This window comes from Symbiopectobacterium purcellii (assembly GCF_052050035.1).
Lineage (GTDB): Bacteria > Pseudomonadota > Gammaproteobacteria > Enterobacterales > Enterobacteriaceae > Symbiopectobacterium > Symbiopectobacterium purcellii_A.
Genome location: NZ_CP189882.1, coordinates 1,921,332 through 1,939,778 on the forward strand (window position 1 = coordinate 1,921,332; position 18,447 = coordinate 1,939,778).

The 18,447-nt window shown below is 50.1% G+C and carries 19 protein-coding genes, 1 tRNA gene and 7 pseudogenes; 12 read left to right on the plus strand and 15 right to left on the minus strand.

Features of this window, described 5'->3' with window-relative positions; translation table 11 throughout:
• Positions 1 to 16 precede the first annotated feature (16 nt).
• The 4 genes from exbB to ACQGXV_RS14215 all read left to right on the plus strand — a co-directional run bounded on the left by exbB (position 17) and on the right by ACQGXV_RS14215 (position 3,086).
• Positions 17 to 1,054 carry a tol-pal system-associated acyl-CoA thioesterase gene (exbB, locus tag ACQGXV_RS14200; protein ID WP_440866706.1) on the plus strand — a complete coding sequence of 346 codons (1,038 nt, stop codon included), beginning with the start codon at positions 17 to 19 and terminating at the stop codon, positions 1,052 to 1,054.
• A 3-nt stretch (positions 1,055 to 1,057) separates the two neighbouring features.
• Entirely contained in the window at positions 1,058 to 1,480 is a 423-nt protein-coding gene (exbD, locus tag ACQGXV_RS14205; protein WP_222159263.1) for a TonB system transport protein ExbD, read from the plus strand.
• A gap of 462 nt (positions 1,481 to 1,942) precedes the next feature.
• Positions 1,943 to 2,392 (plus strand): YhbP family protein, encoded by a 450-nt coding sequence (locus ACQGXV_RS14210; RefSeq protein WP_440866707.1) that lies wholly within the window; start codon positions 1,943 to 1,945, stop codon positions 2,390 to 2,392.
• Positions 2,393 to 2,420: 28 nt separating this feature from the next.
• Positions 2,421 to 3,086, plus strand: coding sequence for an NAD(P)H-binding protein (locus tag ACQGXV_RS14215; RefSeq protein WP_440866708.1), 666 nt, complete (start codon positions 2,421 to 2,423; stop codon positions 3,084 to 3,086).
• Between the two features lie 11 nt (positions 3,087 to 3,097).
• Here the strand turns inward: ACQGXV_RS14215 and nrdG are convergent.
• The 3 genes and pseudogenes from nrdG to istA form a co-directional block, all read right to left on the minus strand.
• A pseudogene (gene nrdG / locus ACQGXV_RS14220) lies at positions 3,098 to 3,499 on the minus strand (anaerobic ribonucleoside-triphosphate reductase-activating protein); the annotation flags it as partial.
• Positions 3,500 to 3,562: 63 nt separating this feature from the next.
• Entirely contained in the window at positions 3,563 to 4,351 is a 789-nt protein-coding gene (gene istB / locus ACQGXV_RS14225; RefSeq protein WP_440865726.1) for an IS21-like element helper ATPase IstB, read from the minus strand.
• Positions 4,348 to 5,419 (minus strand): annotated as a pseudogene (gene istA, locus ACQGXV_RS14230) (IS21 family transposase). Before istA ends, istB begins: the two are co-directional and overlap by 4 nt.
• Positions 5,420 to 5,547: 128 nt before the next feature.
• Between istA and ACQGXV_RS14235 the strand changes: the two are divergent.
• The 4 genes and pseudogenes from ACQGXV_RS14235 to dctP (ACQGXV_RS14250) form a co-directional block, all read left to right on the plus strand.
• Complete coding sequence (locus ACQGXV_RS14235) at positions 5,548 to 6,000, plus strand: helix-turn-helix domain-containing protein (protein WP_440866709.1); 453 nt, start codon at positions 5,548 to 5,550, stop codon at positions 5,998 to 6,000.
• Positions 6,001 to 6,061: 61 nt separating this feature from the next.
• On the plus strand, positions 6,062 to 6,985 hold the full coding sequence (locus ACQGXV_RS14240) for an IS5 family transposase (protein WP_440862725.1): 924 nt from the start codon (positions 6,062 to 6,064) through the stop codon (positions 6,983 to 6,985).
• A gap of 363 nt (positions 6,986 to 7,348) precedes the next feature.
• Positions 7,349 to 7,753, plus strand: a pseudogene (gene dctP, locus ACQGXV_RS14245) (TRAP transporter substrate-binding protein DctP); the annotation flags it as partial.
• Positions 7,754 to 7,954: 201 nt separating this feature from the next.
• Positions 7,955 to 8,524: pseudogene (dctP, locus tag ACQGXV_RS14250) on the plus strand (TRAP transporter substrate-binding protein DctP); the annotation flags it as partial.
• A gap of 59 nt (positions 8,525 to 8,583) precedes the next feature.
• Here the strand turns inward: dctP (ACQGXV_RS14250) and ACQGXV_RS14255 are convergent.
• The gene (locus ACQGXV_RS14255) at positions 8,584 to 8,724 is read right to left on the minus strand and encodes a hypothetical protein (RefSeq protein WP_440867868.1); all 141 of its coding nucleotides are present in this window, start codon (positions 8,722 to 8,724) and stop codon (positions 8,584 to 8,586) included.
• 23 nt (positions 8,725 to 8,747) lie between these two features.
• On the opposite strand from ACQGXV_RS14255, the gene ACQGXV_RS14260 reads away from it, so the two are divergent.
• A protein-coding gene (locus ACQGXV_RS14260; RefSeq protein WP_440866710.1) for an IS5 family transposase occupies positions 8,748 to 9,592 on the plus strand; the annotation gives its coding sequence in 2 pieces (ribosomal slippage) (positions 8,748 to 9,093 and positions 9,093 to 9,592; 846 coding nt in all).
• Here ACQGXV_RS14260 and ACQGXV_RS14265 read toward each other — a convergent pair.
• From ACQGXV_RS14265 to ACQGXV_RS14305, 9 genes and pseudogenes are all read right to left on the minus strand, one after another.
• Positions 9,589 to 10,851 (minus strand): annotated as a pseudogene (locus tag ACQGXV_RS14265) (IS256 family transposase); the annotation flags it as partial. The gene ACQGXV_RS14260 and the pseudogene ACQGXV_RS14265 overlap by 4 nt on opposite strands.
• Positions 10,852 to 10,943: 92 nt before the next feature.
• Positions 10,944 to 11,072 carry a transposase gene (locus ACQGXV_RS14270; protein ID WP_440862618.1) on the minus strand — a complete coding sequence of 43 codons (129 nt, stop codon included), beginning with the start codon at positions 11,070 to 11,072 and terminating at the stop codon, positions 10,944 to 10,946.
• 15 nt (positions 11,073 to 11,087) lie between these two features.
• Complete coding sequence (locus ACQGXV_RS14275; protein WP_440865595.1) at positions 11,088 to 11,573, minus strand: BMC domain-containing protein; 486 nt, start codon at positions 11,571 to 11,573, stop codon at positions 11,088 to 11,090.
• Positions 11,574 to 11,592: 19 nt separating this feature from the next.
• Positions 11,593 to 12,745: pseudogene (gene metK, locus ACQGXV_RS14280) on the minus strand (methionine adenosyltransferase).
• Between the two features lie 98 nt (positions 12,746 to 12,843).
• Positions 12,844 to 13,659: a helix-turn-helix transcriptional regulator gene (locus ACQGXV_RS14285; protein ID WP_440866711.1), complete on the minus strand. Its 816-nt coding sequence runs from the start codon at positions 13,657 to 13,659 to the stop codon at positions 12,844 to 12,846.
• A gap of 83 nt (positions 13,660 to 13,742) precedes the next feature.
• A complete protein-coding gene (locus tag ACQGXV_RS14290) occupies positions 13,743 to 14,075 on the minus strand; it encodes a transposase (RefSeq protein WP_440867427.1) in 333 nt (110 codons plus the stop codon).
• Positions 14,076 to 14,091: 16 nt separating this feature from the next.
• Positions 14,092 to 14,220 (minus strand): hypothetical protein, encoded by a 129-nt coding sequence (locus ACQGXV_RS14295; RefSeq protein WP_440866712.1) that lies wholly within the window; start codon positions 14,218 to 14,220, stop codon positions 14,092 to 14,094.
• Between the two features lie 25 nt (positions 14,221 to 14,245).
• The gene (locus ACQGXV_RS14300; RefSeq protein ID WP_440866713.1) at positions 14,246 to 14,551 is read right to left on the minus strand and encodes an IS630 transposase-related protein; all 306 of its coding nucleotides are present in this window, start codon (positions 14,549 to 14,551) and stop codon (positions 14,246 to 14,248) included.
• Positions 14,552 to 14,678: 127 nt separating this feature from the next.
• The gene (locus ACQGXV_RS14305; RefSeq protein ID WP_440866714.1) at positions 14,679 to 15,380 is read right to left on the minus strand and encodes a hypothetical protein; all 702 of its coding nucleotides are present in this window, start codon (positions 15,378 to 15,380) and stop codon (positions 14,679 to 14,681) included.
• A gap of 55 nt (positions 15,381 to 15,435) precedes the next feature.
• Between ACQGXV_RS14305 and ACQGXV_RS14310 the strand changes: the two genes are divergently transcribed.
• The gene (locus ACQGXV_RS14310; protein ID WP_440862584.1) at positions 15,436 to 15,801 is read left to right on the plus strand and encodes an IS630 transposase-related protein; all 366 of its coding nucleotides are present in this window, start codon (positions 15,436 to 15,438) and stop codon (positions 15,799 to 15,801) included.
• Complete coding sequence (locus tag ACQGXV_RS14315; RefSeq protein WP_440862665.1) at positions 15,725 to 16,258, plus strand: IS630 family transposase; 534 nt, start codon at positions 15,725 to 15,727, stop codon at positions 16,256 to 16,258. The genes ACQGXV_RS14310 and ACQGXV_RS14315 overlap by 77 nt, the downstream gene beginning before the upstream one ends.
• Before the next feature lie 6 nt (positions 16,259 to 16,264).
• Here the strand turns inward: ACQGXV_RS14315 and ACQGXV_RS14320 are convergent.
• A pseudogene (locus ACQGXV_RS14320) lies at positions 16,265 to 16,690 on the minus strand (two-partner secretion domain-containing protein).
• A gap of 82 nt (positions 16,691 to 16,772) precedes the next feature.
• Positions 16,773 to 17,617 (minus strand): IS5 family transposase gene (locus tag ACQGXV_RS14325; RefSeq protein WP_440866715.1). Its coding sequence is split into 2 segments (ribosomal slippage): positions 16,773 to 16,990 and positions 16,990 to 17,617, totalling 846 coding nucleotides; the frame shifts between segments, so codons are not numbered across the junction.
• Between the two features lie 616 nt (positions 17,618 to 18,233).
• Here ACQGXV_RS14325 and ACQGXV_RS14330 point away from each other — a divergent pair.
• A tRNA-Met gene (locus ACQGXV_RS14330) sits at positions 18,234 to 18,310 on the plus strand.
• Positions 18,311 to 18,447 lie beyond the last annotated feature (137 nt).

An 18,447-nucleotide genomic window follows, 5' to 3' on the forward strand; every position in this document is an offset into this window, starting at 1 on the left:
TAGGTGGAGGCACAGCGTGAAAACGGCTGTCGGTCATATTACTTTCCAGGCATTGCCAGCCTGGCTTACACATCGCGGCGCGTTCAGCGCATTTTCCCGTAGCATGTTGACGGCTGTGGTTTTAACGGCGGGGCTGGTCACGTCAGCAGGACTAAGTGGAAATGCGTTCGCGGCACCTGCCTCTACGCCCGTTACTAATACGCCCGCAGCGAACAAGGCTACCGCCAGCCCCGCTGCGGCATCGACGCCTTTGTCGGCAGAACCCGTCGTTGCAGATGCTGCGGCGGCGCCTGTATCGCCGTTGGCTCTGCCGCAGGGCAGTGCGGGCAACATCATGAAAACTGATCTTTCCGTCTGGGGCATGTATCAGCACGCGGATGTGGTGGTGAAAACCGTCATGATCGGTTTGCTGCTGGCTTCCGTGATCACCTGGGCAATCTTTTTTGGTAAAAGCGTCGAGCTGGTGGGTGCCAAACGTCGCCTGCGTCGTGAATACACGGCGTTGGAGCAGGCGCGCACCTTAGATGATGCGGCAGATATCGTTGAGGCCTTCAAAGTCGACAGCACAGCGGCGATATTGCTGGCCGATGCGCAAAATGAGTTAACCCTTTCTGCACGTTCTGATGACAATAATGGCATCAAAGAACGTACCGCCTTCCGTCTGGAGCGTCGCGTAGCGGCGGCCGGTCGCCATATGGGGCGCGGTAACGGCTATCTGGCAACGGTCGGAGCGGTAGCCCCCTTTGTTGGGCTGTTCGGTACGGTCTGGGGCATCATGAACAGCTTTATCGGTATTGCGCAAACGCAAACCACCAATCTGGCCGTCGTCGCGCCGGGGATCGCTGAGGCGCTGTTGGCCACCGCGATTGGTCTGGTTGCCGCCATCCCGGCAGTAGTGATTTACAACGTGTTTGCTCGCGGTATCGGCAGCTATAAAGCGCTGATGGGTGATGTGGCGGCACAGGTGCTTTTGCTGGTGAGCCGCGATTTAGATGTGGCCGCGAGTAACGGTAACCGTTTGACCGCCGCTAATCAAAAACTGCGGGTGGGTTAAGTTATGGCGATGCATTTGCACGATGATACGAGCGGTGACAGCGAGATGCATGACATCAACGTCACGCCGTTCATTGACGTGATGCTGGTGCTGCTGATCATCTTCATGGTGGCAGCGCCGCTGGCGACCGTCGATATTCGTGTCGACTTGCCAGCGTCCACGGCAGTGCCGCAACCTCGTCCGGAAAAGCCGGTATATTTGACGGTGAAGGCGGACAAGCAGCTGTATGTGGGTGATATTGCCGTGAGCGAGACAGGGCTCACGACTCTGCTGGATGAGCAAACGGGTGCTAACAAAGAGACCACCATTTTCTTCCAGGCCGACAAAACCGTTGATTACGAAACCATGATGCGTGTTATGGATACCTTGCGCAAAGCGGGCTATCTGAAAGTCGGATTGGTGGGTATGGAGTCAGCGGGTAAATAATTGCCTGTACCGTCCCGCGCTTCTGGAGGGACGGCTTGTCATTCTGTGTGCTCAGGTAAAAGGCGGATATTGCCCCTTTGCCTACGGCGTCCCCGTATAACCCCATCAACGTCAAACTCTCTCCCCAACACATCGTGTAAAGTGTGCCGTCAGCAACGTGCCTAGGTCATTCACGATTTCACACCGGCTTTTTATCTTGAAGACATGGCTTGCGCTTTCGGCAGCGGTGACGCTGCTTGTTTGCACTACAGCACGGTGTAATGATTACAACAGGTTGATTTTTCACCGCCATGACGCATTATGAGAGGTTACGAGTAACTTATCGAACTAAGATAAGGTTTTACCGTGCAATCACGCATAGCACAGGGAATATAGCGGTGGAATTGGTAATGCGTAATATTCTGATTTTTGTTTTAACGCGCGCGGGTGTGTCATGCGTGTCATAGCACCAGGAGAGGCCTGATGAGCAAAGGAAATGAGCTGTCTATTATTTCCCGCTATATGAAAAAGCTGCATGTGTTGACGCTATGCGTAGGGAGATATTCGGAATTATGGTGTGCGAGCTGCTTCTATACTTATGACAAAAATGAGGTCGCTTTCTACATCATGACAGAAACCTCGACGCGCCATGGTGAAATGATGCTGCGCTACCCGGCAATTGCCGGGACGATTGCTGGTCAACCCAAAACCGTCATGCTGATCAAAGGGGTGCAGTTCAGCGGTCAGGCCTTACTGCTACAGGGCGAAGATGCCGTGTCGGCCCGCGAACGCTACACCCAGCGTTTCCCCATCGCGCGAGGGGCCACCTCACCCGTTTGGCGCCTGGGGATCGATACCCTGAAGATGACGGACAACACGCTGGGTTTTGGCACCAAGCGCCATTGGCATCGCGATGAGGAAAACGACGAGTAACTGAATGCATCCGGCAACAGGAGGAGCCATGAGTCGAGTAGTGCTGCTAGGCGCGACAGGATTGATTGGGCAGGAATTGCTGAAGCTGCTGCAAGCCAATAGCCGGGTAGAGGTTATCTACGCGCCCACGCGCAGGCCGCTGCCCACACAGGACAAACTGGTCAATCCTTGTCATGAAGATGTGCGCGTTGCGCTGGCGCAATTGCATGAGCCGGTCGATATCGTGTTTTGCTGCCTGGGGACCACGCGCAAGCAGGCGGGCAGCAAACAGGCGTTTCGCTTTGTGGATTACACGCTGGTGGTCGACAGTGCTGCGCATGCCAAGGCGCTGGGAGCAACTCACCTGCTCACGGTGAGCGCCATGAGAGCCAATGCCACGTCACCGTTTTTCTATTCACGCATCAAAGGTGAAATGGAAGCGGCGCTGCGTCAGCAAGGTTGGCGACATTTGACCCTGGTACGCCCTTCACTGCTGTTGGGTGAGCGCACAACGCCGCGGCCGCTGGAGCACTTGTCAGCGCCGTTGTTCAAATTGTTACCGGCCAAATGGCGAGCGATAGAAGGTAAAGCCGTAGCGCGGGCACTGATGAATCACGCCTTTTCACCCGAACCGAAAGCCAGTGTGACGGTGCTCGAAGCCGAGGAGCTGCGCGTCTGGGGCAGTCCGCCGCTTGCGCCGGAACTGCACGGTTAACTCTGCGTCTGTTATCGCAGACGATGGACAACCTGATTGCTGCTGCCGCGCCAGATTAACGCAGGATCTTTGAGATCCTGTACAAATTTACCGTCCACCAGTACGTTGATCAGTGACACAACCTGTTGTTGTTCGGGCGTAAGCTCAGCGAGCAGGTAGCCAGTCCACATCCAGATGTCTTTTCCGGGGCATTCGGCATGAATGCGCTCCACCAGACGCAGCACATCCGGTACGTTTTGCGGATGGAGCGGATCGCCGCCGGAAAGCGTCAAGCCCTGGCGCGGAATCTGTGTATCCTGCAAATCGGCAATGATCTGGTCTTCCAGTGCCTGAGTAAAAGGCTGGCCGGAATTGAGCCGCCAGGTGCTTTTGTTGTAGCAACCTGGGCATTGGTGCACGCAACCGGAAACAAACTGTCAATACCGATTGAATTCTGACCCACCCTGCCAAAGTAAAACTGACCCACCCCCTTTGAATTACTCGAGCGTAGCTGCTTTAGTTTTCTTCTGGATCTGACCGCTTTTCAGCTTATCTTTCAGTCGATAGCTTTGACCGCTGATTTGCGCGATATGCGCATGGTGAAGCAGCCGATCCAGCATCGCCGCCGTCAGAGTTTCATCATCTCCGAATGTCCCCGACCACTGGGTAAACGGCAGGTTGCTGGTCAGGACCACGCTGCCTGATTCATACCGTTTAGCGATAACCTGGAAGAACAGATTGGCTTCCATTTTACCGAAGGGAAGGTAGCCAACCTCATCTATGATCAACAACTTAGGCTTACCCACAACGCGATTAAGATAGCTTTTTAACTCCCCCTGACGATGTGATGCGAGCAGCTGTAGCATCAGATCTGCGGCTGTGACGAACCGAATACTCATTCCGGCCATCGCGGCTCTGTAGCCGAGTGCTGTCGCCAGGTGCGTTTTACCTACCCCGGACGGACCCAGCAAGACCAGGTTCTCCTGACGCTCGATAAACGCCAGCCCGGCCAACTCCTGGATCTGACTGCGAGGTACGCCACTCGCAAAGGCGAAATCAAACTGCTCCAGCGTCTTGATCACCGGTAGGCCTGATAAACGCAAAATAGTCTGCCGGCGCCGTTCGTTCAGCCCATCATGCTGAAGCTGTAAAGCAGCTTCAAGGAAGTCGGCATGAGTGCCGTTGCTGTCGATCGTCGTCTGAGCAACGGCGGGCCACTCAGCCGGTAATCTATCGAGCTTAAGCTGCTCGCAGAGCGCTGCGATACGATCATGCTGGAGGTTCATGCTTCTACCTCCAGTAGCGCCTGATACGTAGCCAACGGGTGCTGGAGACTCTCTGTGGGTATGGGGCGCGAGCAACTCGCCGGTACCGGTGGAGGCAATGCCAGTGTTATCTTCGGCAATGGCAACAACGCAGCCCGCTCACGCGGCATGCGTTGTTCAGGCGGAATACCGGTGGTGCCATGTTTACGGGTGTTGGCAACGGTGATCAACCACTCACCAATGCGTGCATTAGCCGCGGGGACGTCCAGTATCAGCCCAGCCTGGCGAAACGTGGCGGCAAGCGGCACAACAAAGCTGTTCTTGAGGTAATGGTTGAAGCGTTCGATCTTGCCCTTAGTCTTGGCGCGGTAGGGATGGCAAACTTTAGGCGTAAAGGCATACTTCTCAGCCAGTTGCGTCAACTGTGGGTTCCAGCGATGCTTGCCGGGCCCGTAGACATCACGCTCAATAATGATGGCCTTGGCGTTGTCGAACAGCAACTGATGCGGAGTTCCGCCAAAGAACTTAAGTGCAGACTCAATGCCGTCACACCAGGCTGCGGACTCCTGGTTGCTGTAGAACTTGACGAAAGTCGCCCGACTCCAGCCCAGCGTAGCGACGAAGGCCAGCAACGGGTTATGGCCCTGCCTGACGATGGTGAAATCAACCTGCATCTGTACGCCGGGTTCGGTCTCAAAGCGCGTGACCGCCTCAGTATAGCCAACCGACTTAAAAATGATTACAGCCGATGCCCTGATATGTGGCAAAGAAGCATAGCTGGCTGTTATCAAAATAATGTCGCTTAGCTATAACGGGCTGCTTCATGGGGTGTAGAAATGCGGTAAGCATGCTATAGCCGCCATCATATCCCCGTTGGCCTATCTCGCGCAGCAGCACACTGGCCGGTATCCACTGTGGTCTGGCAGCAGCAACGCGCTCGAGAACATACGGCTTGAACGGGTCAAGCTTGCATGTTCTAGGCATACGCGGCTTGTAACGCATGTCAGCCACCGGTAGTGGACTACGGATATATCGTCGAACGGTCTCGCGGGAGCATGAAAGCTGCCGCGCGATGGCGCGGATGGACATGCCTTGACGGTGTAAAACGTGAATCTCCACTCTGGTCTCCAATAAACTAGTTGCTGAATAGAGACTTGCATTTTTTGTCAGGCTATTGAGAATAAAAAGAGGTTTAACTTAGAGAATAAAGGTTTGAAATGATCAACAAAGAGCGGTTGTTACGAGATAATCGTTTATGTAAAGCAATCATTGGATTATCAGTCGAAGAATTGAAAAATTTAGCCGCTGAATTTTCAGCTTGTTATTTGATTTATCGGAAAAAGAATCGAAAAGATCACGAGCGGCAGATGGGTGCAGGGCAGAAAGGATTTATCCCAACCCCATTAGATAAACTGCTTTTTATTTTATTGTATTTAAAATGTTATCCGACCTATGATTTGCAAGGACTTCTTTTTGGTTTAGATAGAACACGGGTATGTCGCTGGGTAAAAATATTATTGCCGGTTTTAGAGATGACCTTGGGGCGAGAATGTGTTTTGCCCGCTCGTCAAATTCGCTCTGCTGAGGAATTTTTTCGCGCCTTTCCTGGAGTTAAAGACGTCTTTATTGATGGGACAGAGCGACCTGTCCAAAAGGGCTTTGTTGAATAAATCGAACTTTCAGGGGATCGCCGGATCAAAGCACTATCATCGCTCCCGATAGCAGCTCCCCATGGCAAAGCAAAAGTTTAAAATCACCAACTGGCCCACCTACAACAAAGCACTCAGACAACGCGGCTCCCTGACGGTCTGGCTTGATGAGTCGGCCATCGCTGCATGGACTGACAGTTCTTCGCCTGAAGGTCGTGGTCGGCCGCTTTACTACACCGATATGGCTGTTACCACGGTTTTGATGATAAAGCGCGTGTTTAACCTGTCGCTCCGGGCATTACAGGGCTTTGTCGACTCGGTTTTTACACTGATGAGCCTGCCACTGCGCTGCCCGGACTACTCTCTGGTCAGTCGGCGGGCAAAAACCGTCAGTATCAGCATAAAAACGCCAACGCGTGGTGAAATCTCGCATCTGGTCATCGACAGTACCGGTCTGAAGGTCTTTGGCGAAGGTGAATGGAAAGTCAGGCAGCATGGGGCTGACAGACGAAGAGTGTGGCGCAAGCTTCATCTGGCAGCAGACAGTGCGACGCATGAGATTATCTGTGCCGACTTATCGCTCAGCGGAACGACAGATGCGCAGGCACTGCCGTGCCTGATTAACCAAACCCACCGAAAAATCAGGGAAGTGTCAGCAGACGGTGCTTATGACGCCCGTTACTGCCACGATGCGTTGCTAAGAAAGAAAATCAGGCCCCTTATCCCGCCGCGAAGCGGAGCCAAATACTGGCCGGACAAGTACCATGAACGTAACCATGCGGTGGCGAATCAGCGTCTGAGCGGGAGTAATGATATGTGGAAAAAGAAAGTGGGTTATCACCGGCGTTCAGTGGCAGAAACAGCGATGTTCCGCATAAAAACTTTGCTGGGTGGCCATCTGAGCCTGCGTGACTATGAGGCTCAAGTAGGTGAAGCCATAGCGATGGTCAAAGCGCTGAACCGTATGACGTTGTTGGGTATGCCACACAGCGTCAGGATAGGATAACAGGTGTAGCAGAGGGAGTCATCCTGTCGGCTAATTCTGATTTATTCAACAAAGCCTAGAGAACGATAAGTTGTCTTACAGGAAAAACCTTATCAGCAATAATTAATAGCACTAAAAACAATTCCATAGACATTAAAATGACAATTTAGAAATCAATTACCATCAATTGTTTCATTCAGTTACCTACATCTTTTGTGATACGAGTCATTCCGTAAAGTGGTATAATAGGTTAGTTTACCCCTGAATATGAGGGGAAATTATTTTGACTTAATTTTTTAATTCCCTTCATTACGCACCGGGTTTTATTTATAGAGCAATAATAGTCGCACCACGAATATATCTTCGAGACTTCTGGAGACCCGAATGAAGCTATCCAAAACACTGATAGGCATCTGCCTAAGCTCCGCCACGCTGTTTATGAGTTATTCAGCCAGTGCATTGCAAATCAAAGCATCCGATGTTCACCCCGAAGGCTATCCCAATGTGGTAGCCGTACAAAAAATGGGAGAGAAATTAAAAGCCGCCACGGATGGAAAACTGGAAATAAAAACCTTTCCAGGCGGGGTGTTAGGTGATGAGAAGCAAATGATTGAGCAGGCACAATTGGGTGCCATCGATATTATTCGTGTATCCATGACCCCCGTTGCCGCCATTTTGCCAGAAATCGAAGTGTTTACCCTGCCCTATATTTTCCGTGATGAAGATCATATGCACAAAGTGCTAGACGGAAAAATTGGTCAGGAAATTGGTGACAAGATTACCAATAACAGGCTTTGTTGAATAATTTAACATGCTGATTTACATAATTATTATAACACTTCAACAACTAAGTTTTCCAGCCGTAATGCTTTTTATTGTGCTAACTACTTGATTTGTCGTTCTAACAAAATACAGTCTCTGTACATGCATTCTACCTAAAGAAGATGTAAATCAAACGGTTAAATTATTCAACAAAGCCCCAATAACAGCAAATCCAAGCTGGTGTTCCTTGGCTGGATGGATGCCGGTACACGTAACCTGATCACCAAAGCCCCGGTCGCCAAACCAGAAGACCTCAAAGGCATGAAGATTCGTGTCCAGAGCAGCCCGGTAGCACTGGCTACGCTGAAAGCCATGGGTGCCAACTCTATCGCTATGGGGACCAGTGAAGTGTTCAGCGGCATGCAAACCTGCGTTATCGATGGCACGGAAAACAATCCGCCCACATTCGTCGCGCACAACTACATGCCGGTCGCTAAAAACTTTACCTGGAGCCGTCATTTTATTATTCCGGAACTGTTCCTCTATTCAAAAACCAAATGGGATAAACTCACCAAAGATCAACAGGAATTGATTCTTAAATTAGCGAAAGAAGCACAACTTGAACAGCGTGAATTGTGGAATGCCTATAACCATCAGTCGTTAGATAAAATGAAGGCTGGCGGCGTGAATTTCTACGACATTGATACCGATTACTATTACAAAGCGACACAACCGGTACGCGATCAGTTTGGCGCAAAATACCAAGACCTGATCAAAGCTGTGGAAGCTGTGAAATAGTTTATCGTTAATAATGCGAGCCGAGTCTGTAAAGAATTTCGTGTAAATGGCTCCATCGCTTAACCGGAAATCCGATCTCCATACATCAACATGAATTGGCTCATAGCCGGTTTCCAGTCTCTGATTGGTAGGGTCCATTTAGCCGAGATATTATGCAAGGCTAGGCTGTGTCCCTTAATTGCTTGAGCTATAGTATCCATCTGTTTCTAAGACACTTTGGATTATGGCTCGCTACGATCTTTCTGATGAAGCATGGGCAATCATTGAGCCCTTGTTACCAACCGTTTTGACATCTCCGCAGGCAGGCCGGCCATGGGCAGAACATCGCAAAATCGTCAACGGCATGTTCTGGATACTGTGTTCAGGTGCCCCATGGCGTGATTTACCTGAACGTTACGGCCCATGGAAAACCGTTTATAACCGTTTCAATAGATGGTCAAAGTCTGGAGTTATTAACATTATTTTTAATAAGTTACTTTCATTTTTTGATGCTCATGGACTTGTTGACTGGTCAGCCACTGCGCTGGATGGCAGCAATATCCGTGCGCTCAAATGTGCGGCTGGCGCTCAAAAAAACATCCCGATATTACCAACGATAACAGCCTGGGTCGCTCACGAGGTGGTTATGGCACCAAAATCCACATGGCGACTGACGGAAGCGGCATCCCGCTAAATATCGTACTGAGTGCTGGGCAGGCTCACGAAAGCCTGTTCGCGTTACGACTCCTGGACGGCATTGGCGTGCAACGGCAGAACGGTAGCATGAAGCGTCGTGGTCATGCGGTACTGGCTGACAAAGCCTACTCTGGCAATGCACTCCGTAACGAGTTGAAAAGAAAAGGGATAAGAGCGGTTATTCCCCGAAAATCAAATGAAAAACTGGCTTCAGATGGACGCTCACAACTTTATCGTGATGCTTATCGCCGTCGCAACGTTGTAGAAAGATGTTTTGGCCGTTTAAAGGAATATAGACGAATTGCCACACGTTATGAAAAAACGGCAAGAAACTATCTAGCAATGGTGAAACTGGGCTGCATCCGCTTGTTTTACGCCCGGTTACGTAATTAAGGGACACAACCTAGATAGAATAATTTTAGCACCGAATCATCCGTTGGAAATATTCGTCGCGTTTTCGTTATCTTGCGCAATGAAGCATTTAACGACTCTATCGCGTTGGTGGTGTAGATAACCTTGCGAATCTCCTGCGGAAAATCAAACATGACGATGAGACGTTCCCAATTATTTCTCCACGATGGGCTGATCGTCGGGAACTGCTCATCCCATTTGGCCGCGAAGGCATCCAGGGCCTCTTCAGCGCCCTCTAGCGTTGCGGAACTATAGATATAGCCAAGCGACATTATTTTGATAACAGCCAGCTATGCTTCTTTGCCGCATATCAGGGCATAGGATGTAATCATTTTTAAGTCGGTTGGCTATAGTGCGGAGGTCAGCAGCAACGGCTTTACGCTCTTTCCAGCCGACGTAGCGCAGCGAGTTCCGCACCTGATGCACGATGCAAAGCTGTACCCGCGTATGCGGGTAAACAGCTTCAATGGCATCAGGAAAGCCCTTCAGGCCATCGCAGCAGGCGATGAAGATGTCCTGTAGCCCACGATTTTTCAGTTCTGTCATTACAGATAACCAGAACTTGGCCCCCTCGGTTTTGGCTATCCATAGCCCCAGCAGCTCTTTTTCGCCCTGGCCGTTGATGCCTAGAGCCAAGTAAACAGACTTGTTGGTCACGGCTCCGCCGTCCTGGCTTTTGACCACAATACAGTCAAGGTAAACAATGGGATAAAACGCATCCAGCGACCGTTGCTGCCAGCGCTTAACGTCATCCATCACGGCATTGGTCACTTGAGAAATGAAGTCAGCGGAAACATCGACCCCGTAGACTTCTTTAAAGTGATCCTGAATATCACGGGTTGATAGCCCTCTGGAATAGAGAGAAATAATGCGGTCATCGAAGCCGTTATAGCCAACCGACTTAAAAATGATTACAGCCGATGCCCTGATATGTGGCAAAGAAGCATAGCTGGCTGTTATCAAAATAATGTCGCTTAGCTATAAGCTGCTTTTCGTGCTTACCGATCAGTGTCGGCTCGAAGGTATAGCCAAGCGACATTATTTTGATAACAGCCAGCTATGCTTCTTTGCCACATATCAGGGCATCGGCTGTAATCATTTTTAAGTCGGTTGGCTATACTGTTGCGGTCGCGCGGAATATCGAGCTCGATCTCCCCATTTTGGCTACGTACGCTCTTAGATGTCTTGCCATTGCGGGAGTTGCCTGAATTATTACCAGCCGGGTCATGCTTAGCATACCCATCGCGGGTATCAAGCGCCTCGGTTGCATGACCCAAATTTTACGGAATCGTAGACCCTTTATTGATGATATAGCCAAGCGACTTAATTTTGATTACACCATATGGACTGAGAACAAACTCTCTGTATCGCAACCCATCTCTCTTTTTTTGCTTTTTGCTTGTGCCCATTTATGCTCAATTGGGTTAAGATCTGGCGAATATGTAGGCAAATACTCCACCATATATAGCCAACCGACTTAAAAATGATTACATCCTATGCCCTGATATGCGGCAAAGAAGCATAGCTGGCTGTTATCAAAATAATGTCGCTTGGCTATATCCCCGCATGACGCGCCATTATCGCTTGGCTCGAGTATCACCACAGGAATCGTGGTTTCTTTCGCTTCTGGCTCAGGTGCAGCAGGCGGCGTGATAACCACTTCCGGTGCCCGTGGCTGCGGTTTGGCAACGCCAACCGTGTCTGCTGAATGCGTGATGGCTTCAATCCCTTCAGCGGTGCGCGCAGTCACCTTATGGGCGTAGACCTGCCCCACTTTGGCCGCTGCAATCGCGGCATTGACGGCCCCCACTTCCCCTTCCAGCTTCACGGTGACCATGCCGTCGCCTTTTGTCAGCTCATAGCCAACCAGATTGACATTAGCAGATTTCACCGCCGCATCCGCTGCCTCAACGGCCGCGGCAAGCCCCACGGTTTCTATCAGACCCAAACTTTGCTTACCCATAAGCGATTCCTGTTTATCGTTATATCAATGAAGCCGCGCTCTGTAACAACGCGGCTTTATCGGTGAATTCCCAGGGAAAATCGGATCGCCCGAAATGCCCGTAACATGCTGTGTGGCGATAACGCGGCGCCAGTAAATCAAGCGACGTAATCATGCCGTAAACGCTGAGATCGAAATGCGCGTCCACCAGTTGCTGCAACCGGGCGCTACTCACCCGCACGGTACCAAACGTGTTGATGCGCACCGCTACCGGACGCGCGACGCCGATAGCCCAGGCCAACTGCACTTCACAGCGCGCCGCTAATCCGGCGGCTACGATGTTCTTGGCCACGTAGCGTGCCGCATAGGCCGCTGAGCGATCGACTTTGGAAGGGTCTTTCCCCGAAAATGCACCGCCACCGTGGCACGCAGCGCCGCCATAGGTATCAACGATAATCTTGCGCCCGGTCAGTCCGCAGTCATCCACCAGCCCCCGTGACAAACGCCCCGGCCGGATTGACCAGAATGCGGGTGTGTGGCGTCAGCCAGCGTGTGGGAAGTACGGGTTTGACGATCTCTTCGATCACCACTTCGCGCAGTGTTTCAAGCGAGACGTCGGGTGCGTGCTGTGTGGAAATGACGATGGTGTCCGCCGCAATCACCTGACGATCGCGGTAGCGCAGCGTCACCTGACTTTTAGCATCTGGACGTAAAAAGGGCAGGCGATCGGATTTACGCAATTGGGCCTGACGCGCCATCAATTGATGTGCATAGACCAGGGTGGCAGGCATCAATTCCGGCGTTTCATCCGTGGCGTAGCCAAAGGTAATGCCATGATCGCCAGCGCCCAGCTCAGTTAACGCCGCCCCCTGAATGCCGCTGGCAATATCCGGCGACTGCCGCCCGATCAGGTTGAGCACGCCGCAGGTATTGCCGTCGTAGCCGAGCGAAGAGTGGTTATAACCGATCTGTTTGATGGCGTGGCGCACCACGCTTTCCACATCAATCGATGCGGTAGTGGTGATCTCTCCAGCCACAATGGCGACGCCGGTCTTCACCAGGCATTCGAACGCCACGCGGCCCCAGGGATCTTGTAGCAACACCGCATCCAAAATCGCGTCGGAAATCTGATCGGCGATTTTGTCCGGATGGCCTTCCGCCACCGATTCGGAAGTAAACAGGTACTCGTCCACACACGCCTCGCCCCACTGAGAGTATCCCGCTATTTTACGCGGTGGGGCGATCGGCTCTGGTGAACTTTCTTGCTGTCAGATTGGACTATTTTGCGTTATCACCGCGCGGGTAGCACTACGCTGCTACCCGCTTCCGGTGGGGTCACCTGCGGGTTAAACACCATCAGTTTGCGGTAGTCGGAAGGTGACATATTGGTCTCTCTCTTGAAGATGCGGCAGAAATAATTCGCATCCTGATACGCCAATTCCAGCGCAATGGTATTGACCTTTAACTCACTGAATTGCAGCAGAGATTTGGCAATTTTAATTTTTCTATTTGCCACATAGGTAGAAAAACCGGTGCCGGTAGCCTTCTTAAAGGCACGGCTCAGATAACAGGCGCTGACAAAAGCGCGTTCGGCGATATCATCCAGGGTGATGTTACTGAAAATATTCTTCTCGATGTGATAGCGCGCGCGTTCGATAAAATCCCCCTGCGGTGCAACGCTTTTAAACGCCCGCTCAAACAGGGCTTCGCTTAGCGTAAAAACACCGCGCAAAATACGGTAGTAAAGCCCTTCCGTCAGCCCACGGCTGGCAACGTCGCGCATCACCCCTTTCAGCGCCGCAGAATGAGAAGCGGCGAACTTGTCGCCTTGCGCCGTCACGTATTGGTCAAGCAGCGCAAGAAAATCCACGACCGTCTGACGGCGATCGCCAGACTTATCCCAGTAGGCACCGTCGATGGTCTGAAACACCAGCTCATGCCAGGCGGGATAATCGCCGTCGTCGATCAGGGCAAACACTTTTTGTTTTAGTTCACGTGTTACCTGATTATCCTGCTCATCGTAATGCAGCACCCTTTTGATCACATCGGTCATGATGCTCTGTTTGACCGGTTTGAGCAGGTAATCATCCACTTTCAGGCTGAGCATACTGCGCACAATATAGCCAACCGACTTAAAAATGATTACATCCTATGCCCTGATATGCGGCAAAGAAGCATAGCTGGCTGTTATCAAAATAATGTCGCTTGGCTATACCCTGCATCGATGATGACTTGTTGAATATTATGTTTTTTGTGAAAAGTGGCATTGTCCATCATGATTACACTGTTTTTAGGGAGTACTGGGATAAGGACTTGTGTGACCCAGGCATAGAAAACATCGCTGTTAATATTGATATCAAATAATCCGATAGCAAACAGCGTTGTGCCTAATAAAGCGCCGATAACATTTGTTCTTCCCCTAGCTCCCCAGTTCTTCAGGCCAAAACACCGTTGACCTTTTGGGGAATAGCCGTGAGTCCGTGGTGTATCGTGTGAAAAACCACTTTCATCAATAAAAACAATAGGTTTACCTTCTTTTTCATACTGTTGTTTTTTTTGTTGAAATCCCTGCCGGGCGTTTTCGTCGGCTTTCGGATGACGTAGAGTTTTTTTTATATAGCCAAGCGACATTATTTTGATAACAGCCAGCTATGCTTCTTTGCCGCATATCAGGGCATAGGATGTAATCATTTTTAAGTCGGTTGGCTATAGGTCAATCCCAGCTTTTTAAGCGCTTGCCAAATGGCCTTCTGACAAACGCCAAAACGCTCTGCACGTTCTTTTTGGTAAGCATCTGGATATTGTTCAACATCTTTTATCAACTCGGATTTATCGATCTTTCGCTGACGCGTGGTCGATGCTTTTGACTCTATTTGATTAATCCAACGCGATACAGAGGCAGGGCCAATCCGAAATTGCTTCGCTGTTTCTCGGATACTCAACCCTTCGTTTTTCCGTGTAGATATCACTTTACGTCTAAAATCAATTGAATAGCTCATTTAAATAATGTAATCAAAATTAAGTCGTTTAGCTATACCTTCTTACTCCTTAGCGCCGGTCTTTGGAATTTCCATCTCAGAACAGCGTAAAATTTACTTCAATCACCGAAACACCCTTATTTCACTATTAAGCAACACGCTTATTGTGCGGATCGAGCAGCAGGTTACCGTATTTACCACTGTCTGCCGACAGATCGGTTTTGCCCGTGTAAGCCAGTGTCGCTTTGCCGGAGACTTCCGCTTCGCCCCCGCTGCCAGCACCTGCGCCGCGAGCGCTGATGTTGCCCGCAAAGTGGGTATGCTTATCTGACCACACAACAACATTACCGCCGTTGCCATCGGTGGTTGCATCCGCTTTTACCACGGTGGTGGCATAAAGCGTGGTGGTCGTGGCGCGCTGTGTACTGCCTTTGCCTTGGCGTTCACCGCCAATGTTAACGGTGCCACCGCCCGTTTTACCGGAGACATCCACCGTGGCGCCCGCCAGAGCAATCGAATCGCCGGTAATGTTCACCTTACCGCCATTGCCCTGCGCCGAAGTGGCGGTCACGGTACCCGATACGGTAACGGTACCACCTTCGCCGCCGCCAATGGTGATCGCGCCGTTTTGGCCGCCCACGCTGTTGGCCTCAACAACGCCGGAGAGGTTGATGGCGTTGCGGACGGCATTGCGTGCGGTTGCAGCCGTCATGATAACGGCTCCGCCGTCAGCGGATACGGTCCCGTTATTCTGAATTAACGCCTCTTTCACTCCGGAGGTGCTTGGTACGGCAACTTGAAGGAAACCATCGCCAGAGAGATCGAACGTGGCTTTCTCGGCGGCTCCCAAGCCCACTTTGCCTACCGGTATAGCTAAACGACTTAATTTTGATTACATTATTTAAATGAGCTATTCAATTGATTTTAGACGTAAAGTGATATCTACACGGAAAAACGAAGGGTTGAGTATCCGAGAAACAGCGAAGCAATTTCGGATTGGCCCTGCCTCTGTATCGCGTTGGATTAATCAAATAGAGTCAAAAGCATCGACCACGCGTCAGCGAAAGATCGATAAATCCGAGTTGATAAAAGATGTTGAACAATATCCAGATGCTTACCAAAAAGAACGTGCAGAGCGTTTTGGCGTTTGTCAGAAGGCCATTTGGCAAGCGCTTAAAAAGCTGGGATTGACCTATAAAAAAAACTCTACGTCATCCGAAAGCCGACGAAAACGCCCGGCAGGGATTTCAACAAAAAAAACAACAGTATGAAAAAGAAGGTAAACCTATTGTTTTTATTGATGAAAGTGGTTTTTCACACGATGCCCCACGGACTCACGGCTATTCCCCAAAAGGTCAACGGTGTTTTGGCCTGAAGAACTGGGGAGCTAGGGGAAGAACAAATGTTATCGGCGCTTTATTAGGCACAACGCTGTTTGCTATCGGATTATTTGATATCAATATTAACAGCGATGTTTTCTATGCCTGGGTCACACAAGTCCTTATCCCAGTACTCCCTAAAAACAGTGTAATCATGATGGACAATGCCACTTTTCACAAAAAACATAATATTCAACAAGTCATCATCGATGCAGGGTATATGGTGGAGTATTTGCCTACATATTCGCCAGATCTTAACCCAATTGAGCATAAATGGGCACAAGCAAAAAGCAAAAAAAGAGAGATGGGTTGCGATACAGAGAGTTTGTTCTCAGTCCATATGGTGTAATCAAAATTAAGTCGCTTGGCTATACATTGATAAGCCCGTCATTTTTACGCTGCCACCCATCAAGGCCGCATATCCGCCGCGCCCTACGCTGATGATCCCGGCATTACTCACCTCTGCTGAGTTTCCGTTTCCGGTAAACTGGCTTTTTCCTTTAAGGAAATCCTCATCTTTGATGTCCAGCGTTGAGGCGACAAATCCACCGCCCACTTTTACTGAGCCGGAGGAGGTGATCGCAATACCGTTCGGGTTGATCAGATAAACCTACCCGTTCCCTGTTACCGTGCCCGCGATCGAGGAGCGTGTGGAGCCGGTTACCCGATTGAGGATCGCCGAGGAACTGCTCGGTTGGATAAAATTAACGGATTGGCCCTGACCGACAGAAAAACTGTTCCAGTTAACAATGGCAGTATTGGATTGCTGAGTTACCGTCATCGCATTGCCGTTGCCGCCAATAGATACGTTACCCGCAGCGACCGTGGCACCGCCAGGCAACGTTGCACCTAGGCTGTGTCCCTTAATTACGTAACCGGGCGTAAAACAAGCGGATGCAGCCCAGTTTCACCATTGCTAGATAGTTTCTTGCCGTTTTTTCATAACGTGTGGCAATCCGTCTATATTCCTTTAAACGGCCAAAACATCTTTCTACAACGCTGCGACGGCGATAAGCATCACGATAAAGTTGTGAGCGTCCATCTGAAGCCAGTTTTTCATTTGATTTTCGGGGAATAACCGTTTTATCCCTTTTCTTTTCAACTTGTTACGGAGTGCATTGCCAGAGTAGGCTTTGTCAGCCAGTACCGCATGACCACGACGCTTCATTCTACCGTTCTGCCGTTGCACGCCAATGCCGTCCAGGAGTCGTAACGCGAACAGGCTTTCGTGAGCCTGCCCAGCACTCAGTACGATATTTAGCAGGATGCCGCTTCCGTCAGTCGCCATGTGGATTTTGGTGCCATAACCACCTCGTGAGCGACCCAGGCTGTTATCGTTGGTAATATCGGGATGTTTTTTTTGAGCGCCAGCCGCACATTTGAGCGCACGGATATTGCTGCCATCCAGCGCAGTGGCTGACCAGTCAACAAGTCCATGAGCATCAAGAAATGAAAGTAACCTATTAAAAATAATGTTAATAATTCCAGACTTTGACCATCTATTGAAACGGTTATAAACGGTTTTCCATGGGCCGTAACGTTCAGGTAAATCACGCCATGGGGCACCTGAACACAGTATCCAGAACATGCCGTTGACGATTTTGCGATGTTCTGCCCATGGCCGGCCTGCCTGCGGAGATGTCAAAACGGTTGGTAACAAGGGCTCAATGATTGCCCATGCTTCATCAGAAAGATCGTAGCGAGCCATAATCCAAAGTGTCTTAGAAACAGATGGATACTATAGCTCAAGCAATTAAGGGACACAGCCTAGCGTGGGGGCGGTGATAGCGGTGCTTACCACGAGTGCGATGATGCGTTTATTAAACTTGGTGTTAATTTTGCTGTGCTGCGCATAACAAGATGTTACTAAAAAAGGCGATGTCATTAGCATCTTTCCTAAAAATAGTGGTAGTTGTAAATTTCGTTTCCTTATTACCATACTCTAATTTTACGGTAAATTTACATTTTCACTCAGTAGGTTACAAAGTGAGCGGGTGAGCGGCGTGTAAGGATTAAATGCTGATGAGGTGAGCTATTTGTTGTTTTAAATGGTGAGTTTCATCACAATAAGGAGCGTTTTTTGCTAATTGAGTTTCTTAAAAAAGGGATACGACTTAAACGCTGTTTTTTTCAGCGTTTTTGCGCTGAATTAAGACGTTTCTCTCTGTTTTTGTGCGCGCTCGACGGGCTGTTTTTCAAGGGTTGACAACTGTCTTTTCTTTTCAATATAATAGAGAAAGATTTCAGATCTTGTCCTCGCATCATCTCTGATTCATAGCTTGCTTTTTCACGCTTGGCGGCGTACTATTTGCCACGTTTTCGGACGCGGGGTGGAGCAGCCTGGTAGCTCGTCGGGCTCATAACCCGAAGGTCGTCGGTTCAAATCCGGCCCCCGCAACCAAATCACTTCTTTCGCTTAAGTTTTTTTTCAAATGAGCTGTGAGTGGCGGTTATGACACCCACAGCGGTTTTTTGAAAAAATCCTTGCGAGAAGTAATGCCGCAGACTGTTGCGGTATATAGGGTCCAGTTGCATAAA

Coding starts and splice junctions, on each gene's coding strand:
- ACQGXV_RS14310 (WP_440862584.1), top strand. CDS start 15,436: ATGAGCTATTCAATTGATTTTAGACGTAAAGTGATATCTACACGGAAA.
- ACQGXV_RS14275 (WP_440865595.1), bottom strand. CDS start 11,573: ATGGGTAAGCAAAGTTTGGGTCTGATAGAAACCGTGGGGCTTGCCGCG.
- ACQGXV_RS14270 (WP_440862618.1), bottom strand. CDS start 11,072: ATGGTGGAGTATTTGCCTACATATTCGCCAGATCTTAACCCAATTGAG.
- ACQGXV_RS14285 (WP_440866711.1), bottom strand. CDS start 13,659: ATGCTCAGCCTGAAAGTGGATGATTACCTGCTCAAACCGGTCAAACAG.
- ACQGXV_RS14235 (WP_440866709.1), top strand. CDS start 5,548: ATGATCAACAAAGAGCGGTTGTTACGAGATAATCGTTTATGTAAAGCA.
- ACQGXV_RS14255 (WP_440867868.1), bottom strand. CDS start 8,724: ATGGATACTATAGCTCAAGCAATTAAGGGACACAGCCTAGCCTTGCAT.
- istB (WP_440865726.1), bottom strand. CDS start 4,351: ATGAACCTCCAGCATGATCGTATCGCAGCGCTCTGCGAGCAGCTTAAG.
- exbD (WP_222159263.1), top strand. CDS start 1,058: ATGGCGATGCATTTGCACGATGATACGAGCGGTGACAGCGAGATGCAT.
- ACQGXV_RS14240 (WP_440862725.1), top strand. CDS start 6,062: ATGGCAAAGCAAAAGTTTAAAATCACCAACTGGCCCACCTACAACAAA.
- ACQGXV_RS14215 (WP_440866708.1), top strand. CDS start 2,421: ATGAGTCGAGTAGTGCTGCTAGGCGCGACAGGATTGATTGGGCAGGAA.
- ACQGXV_RS14295 (WP_440866712.1), bottom strand. CDS start 14,220: ATGCGGCAAAGAAGCATAGCTGGCTGTTATCAAAATAATGTCGCTTGG.
- ACQGXV_RS14300 (WP_440866713.1), bottom strand. CDS start 14,551: ATGAGCTATTCAATTGATTTTAGACGTAAAGTGATATCTACACGGAAA.
- ACQGXV_RS14210 (WP_440866707.1), top strand. CDS start 1,943: ATGAGCAAAGGAAATGAGCTGTCTATTATTTCCCGCTATATGAAAAAG.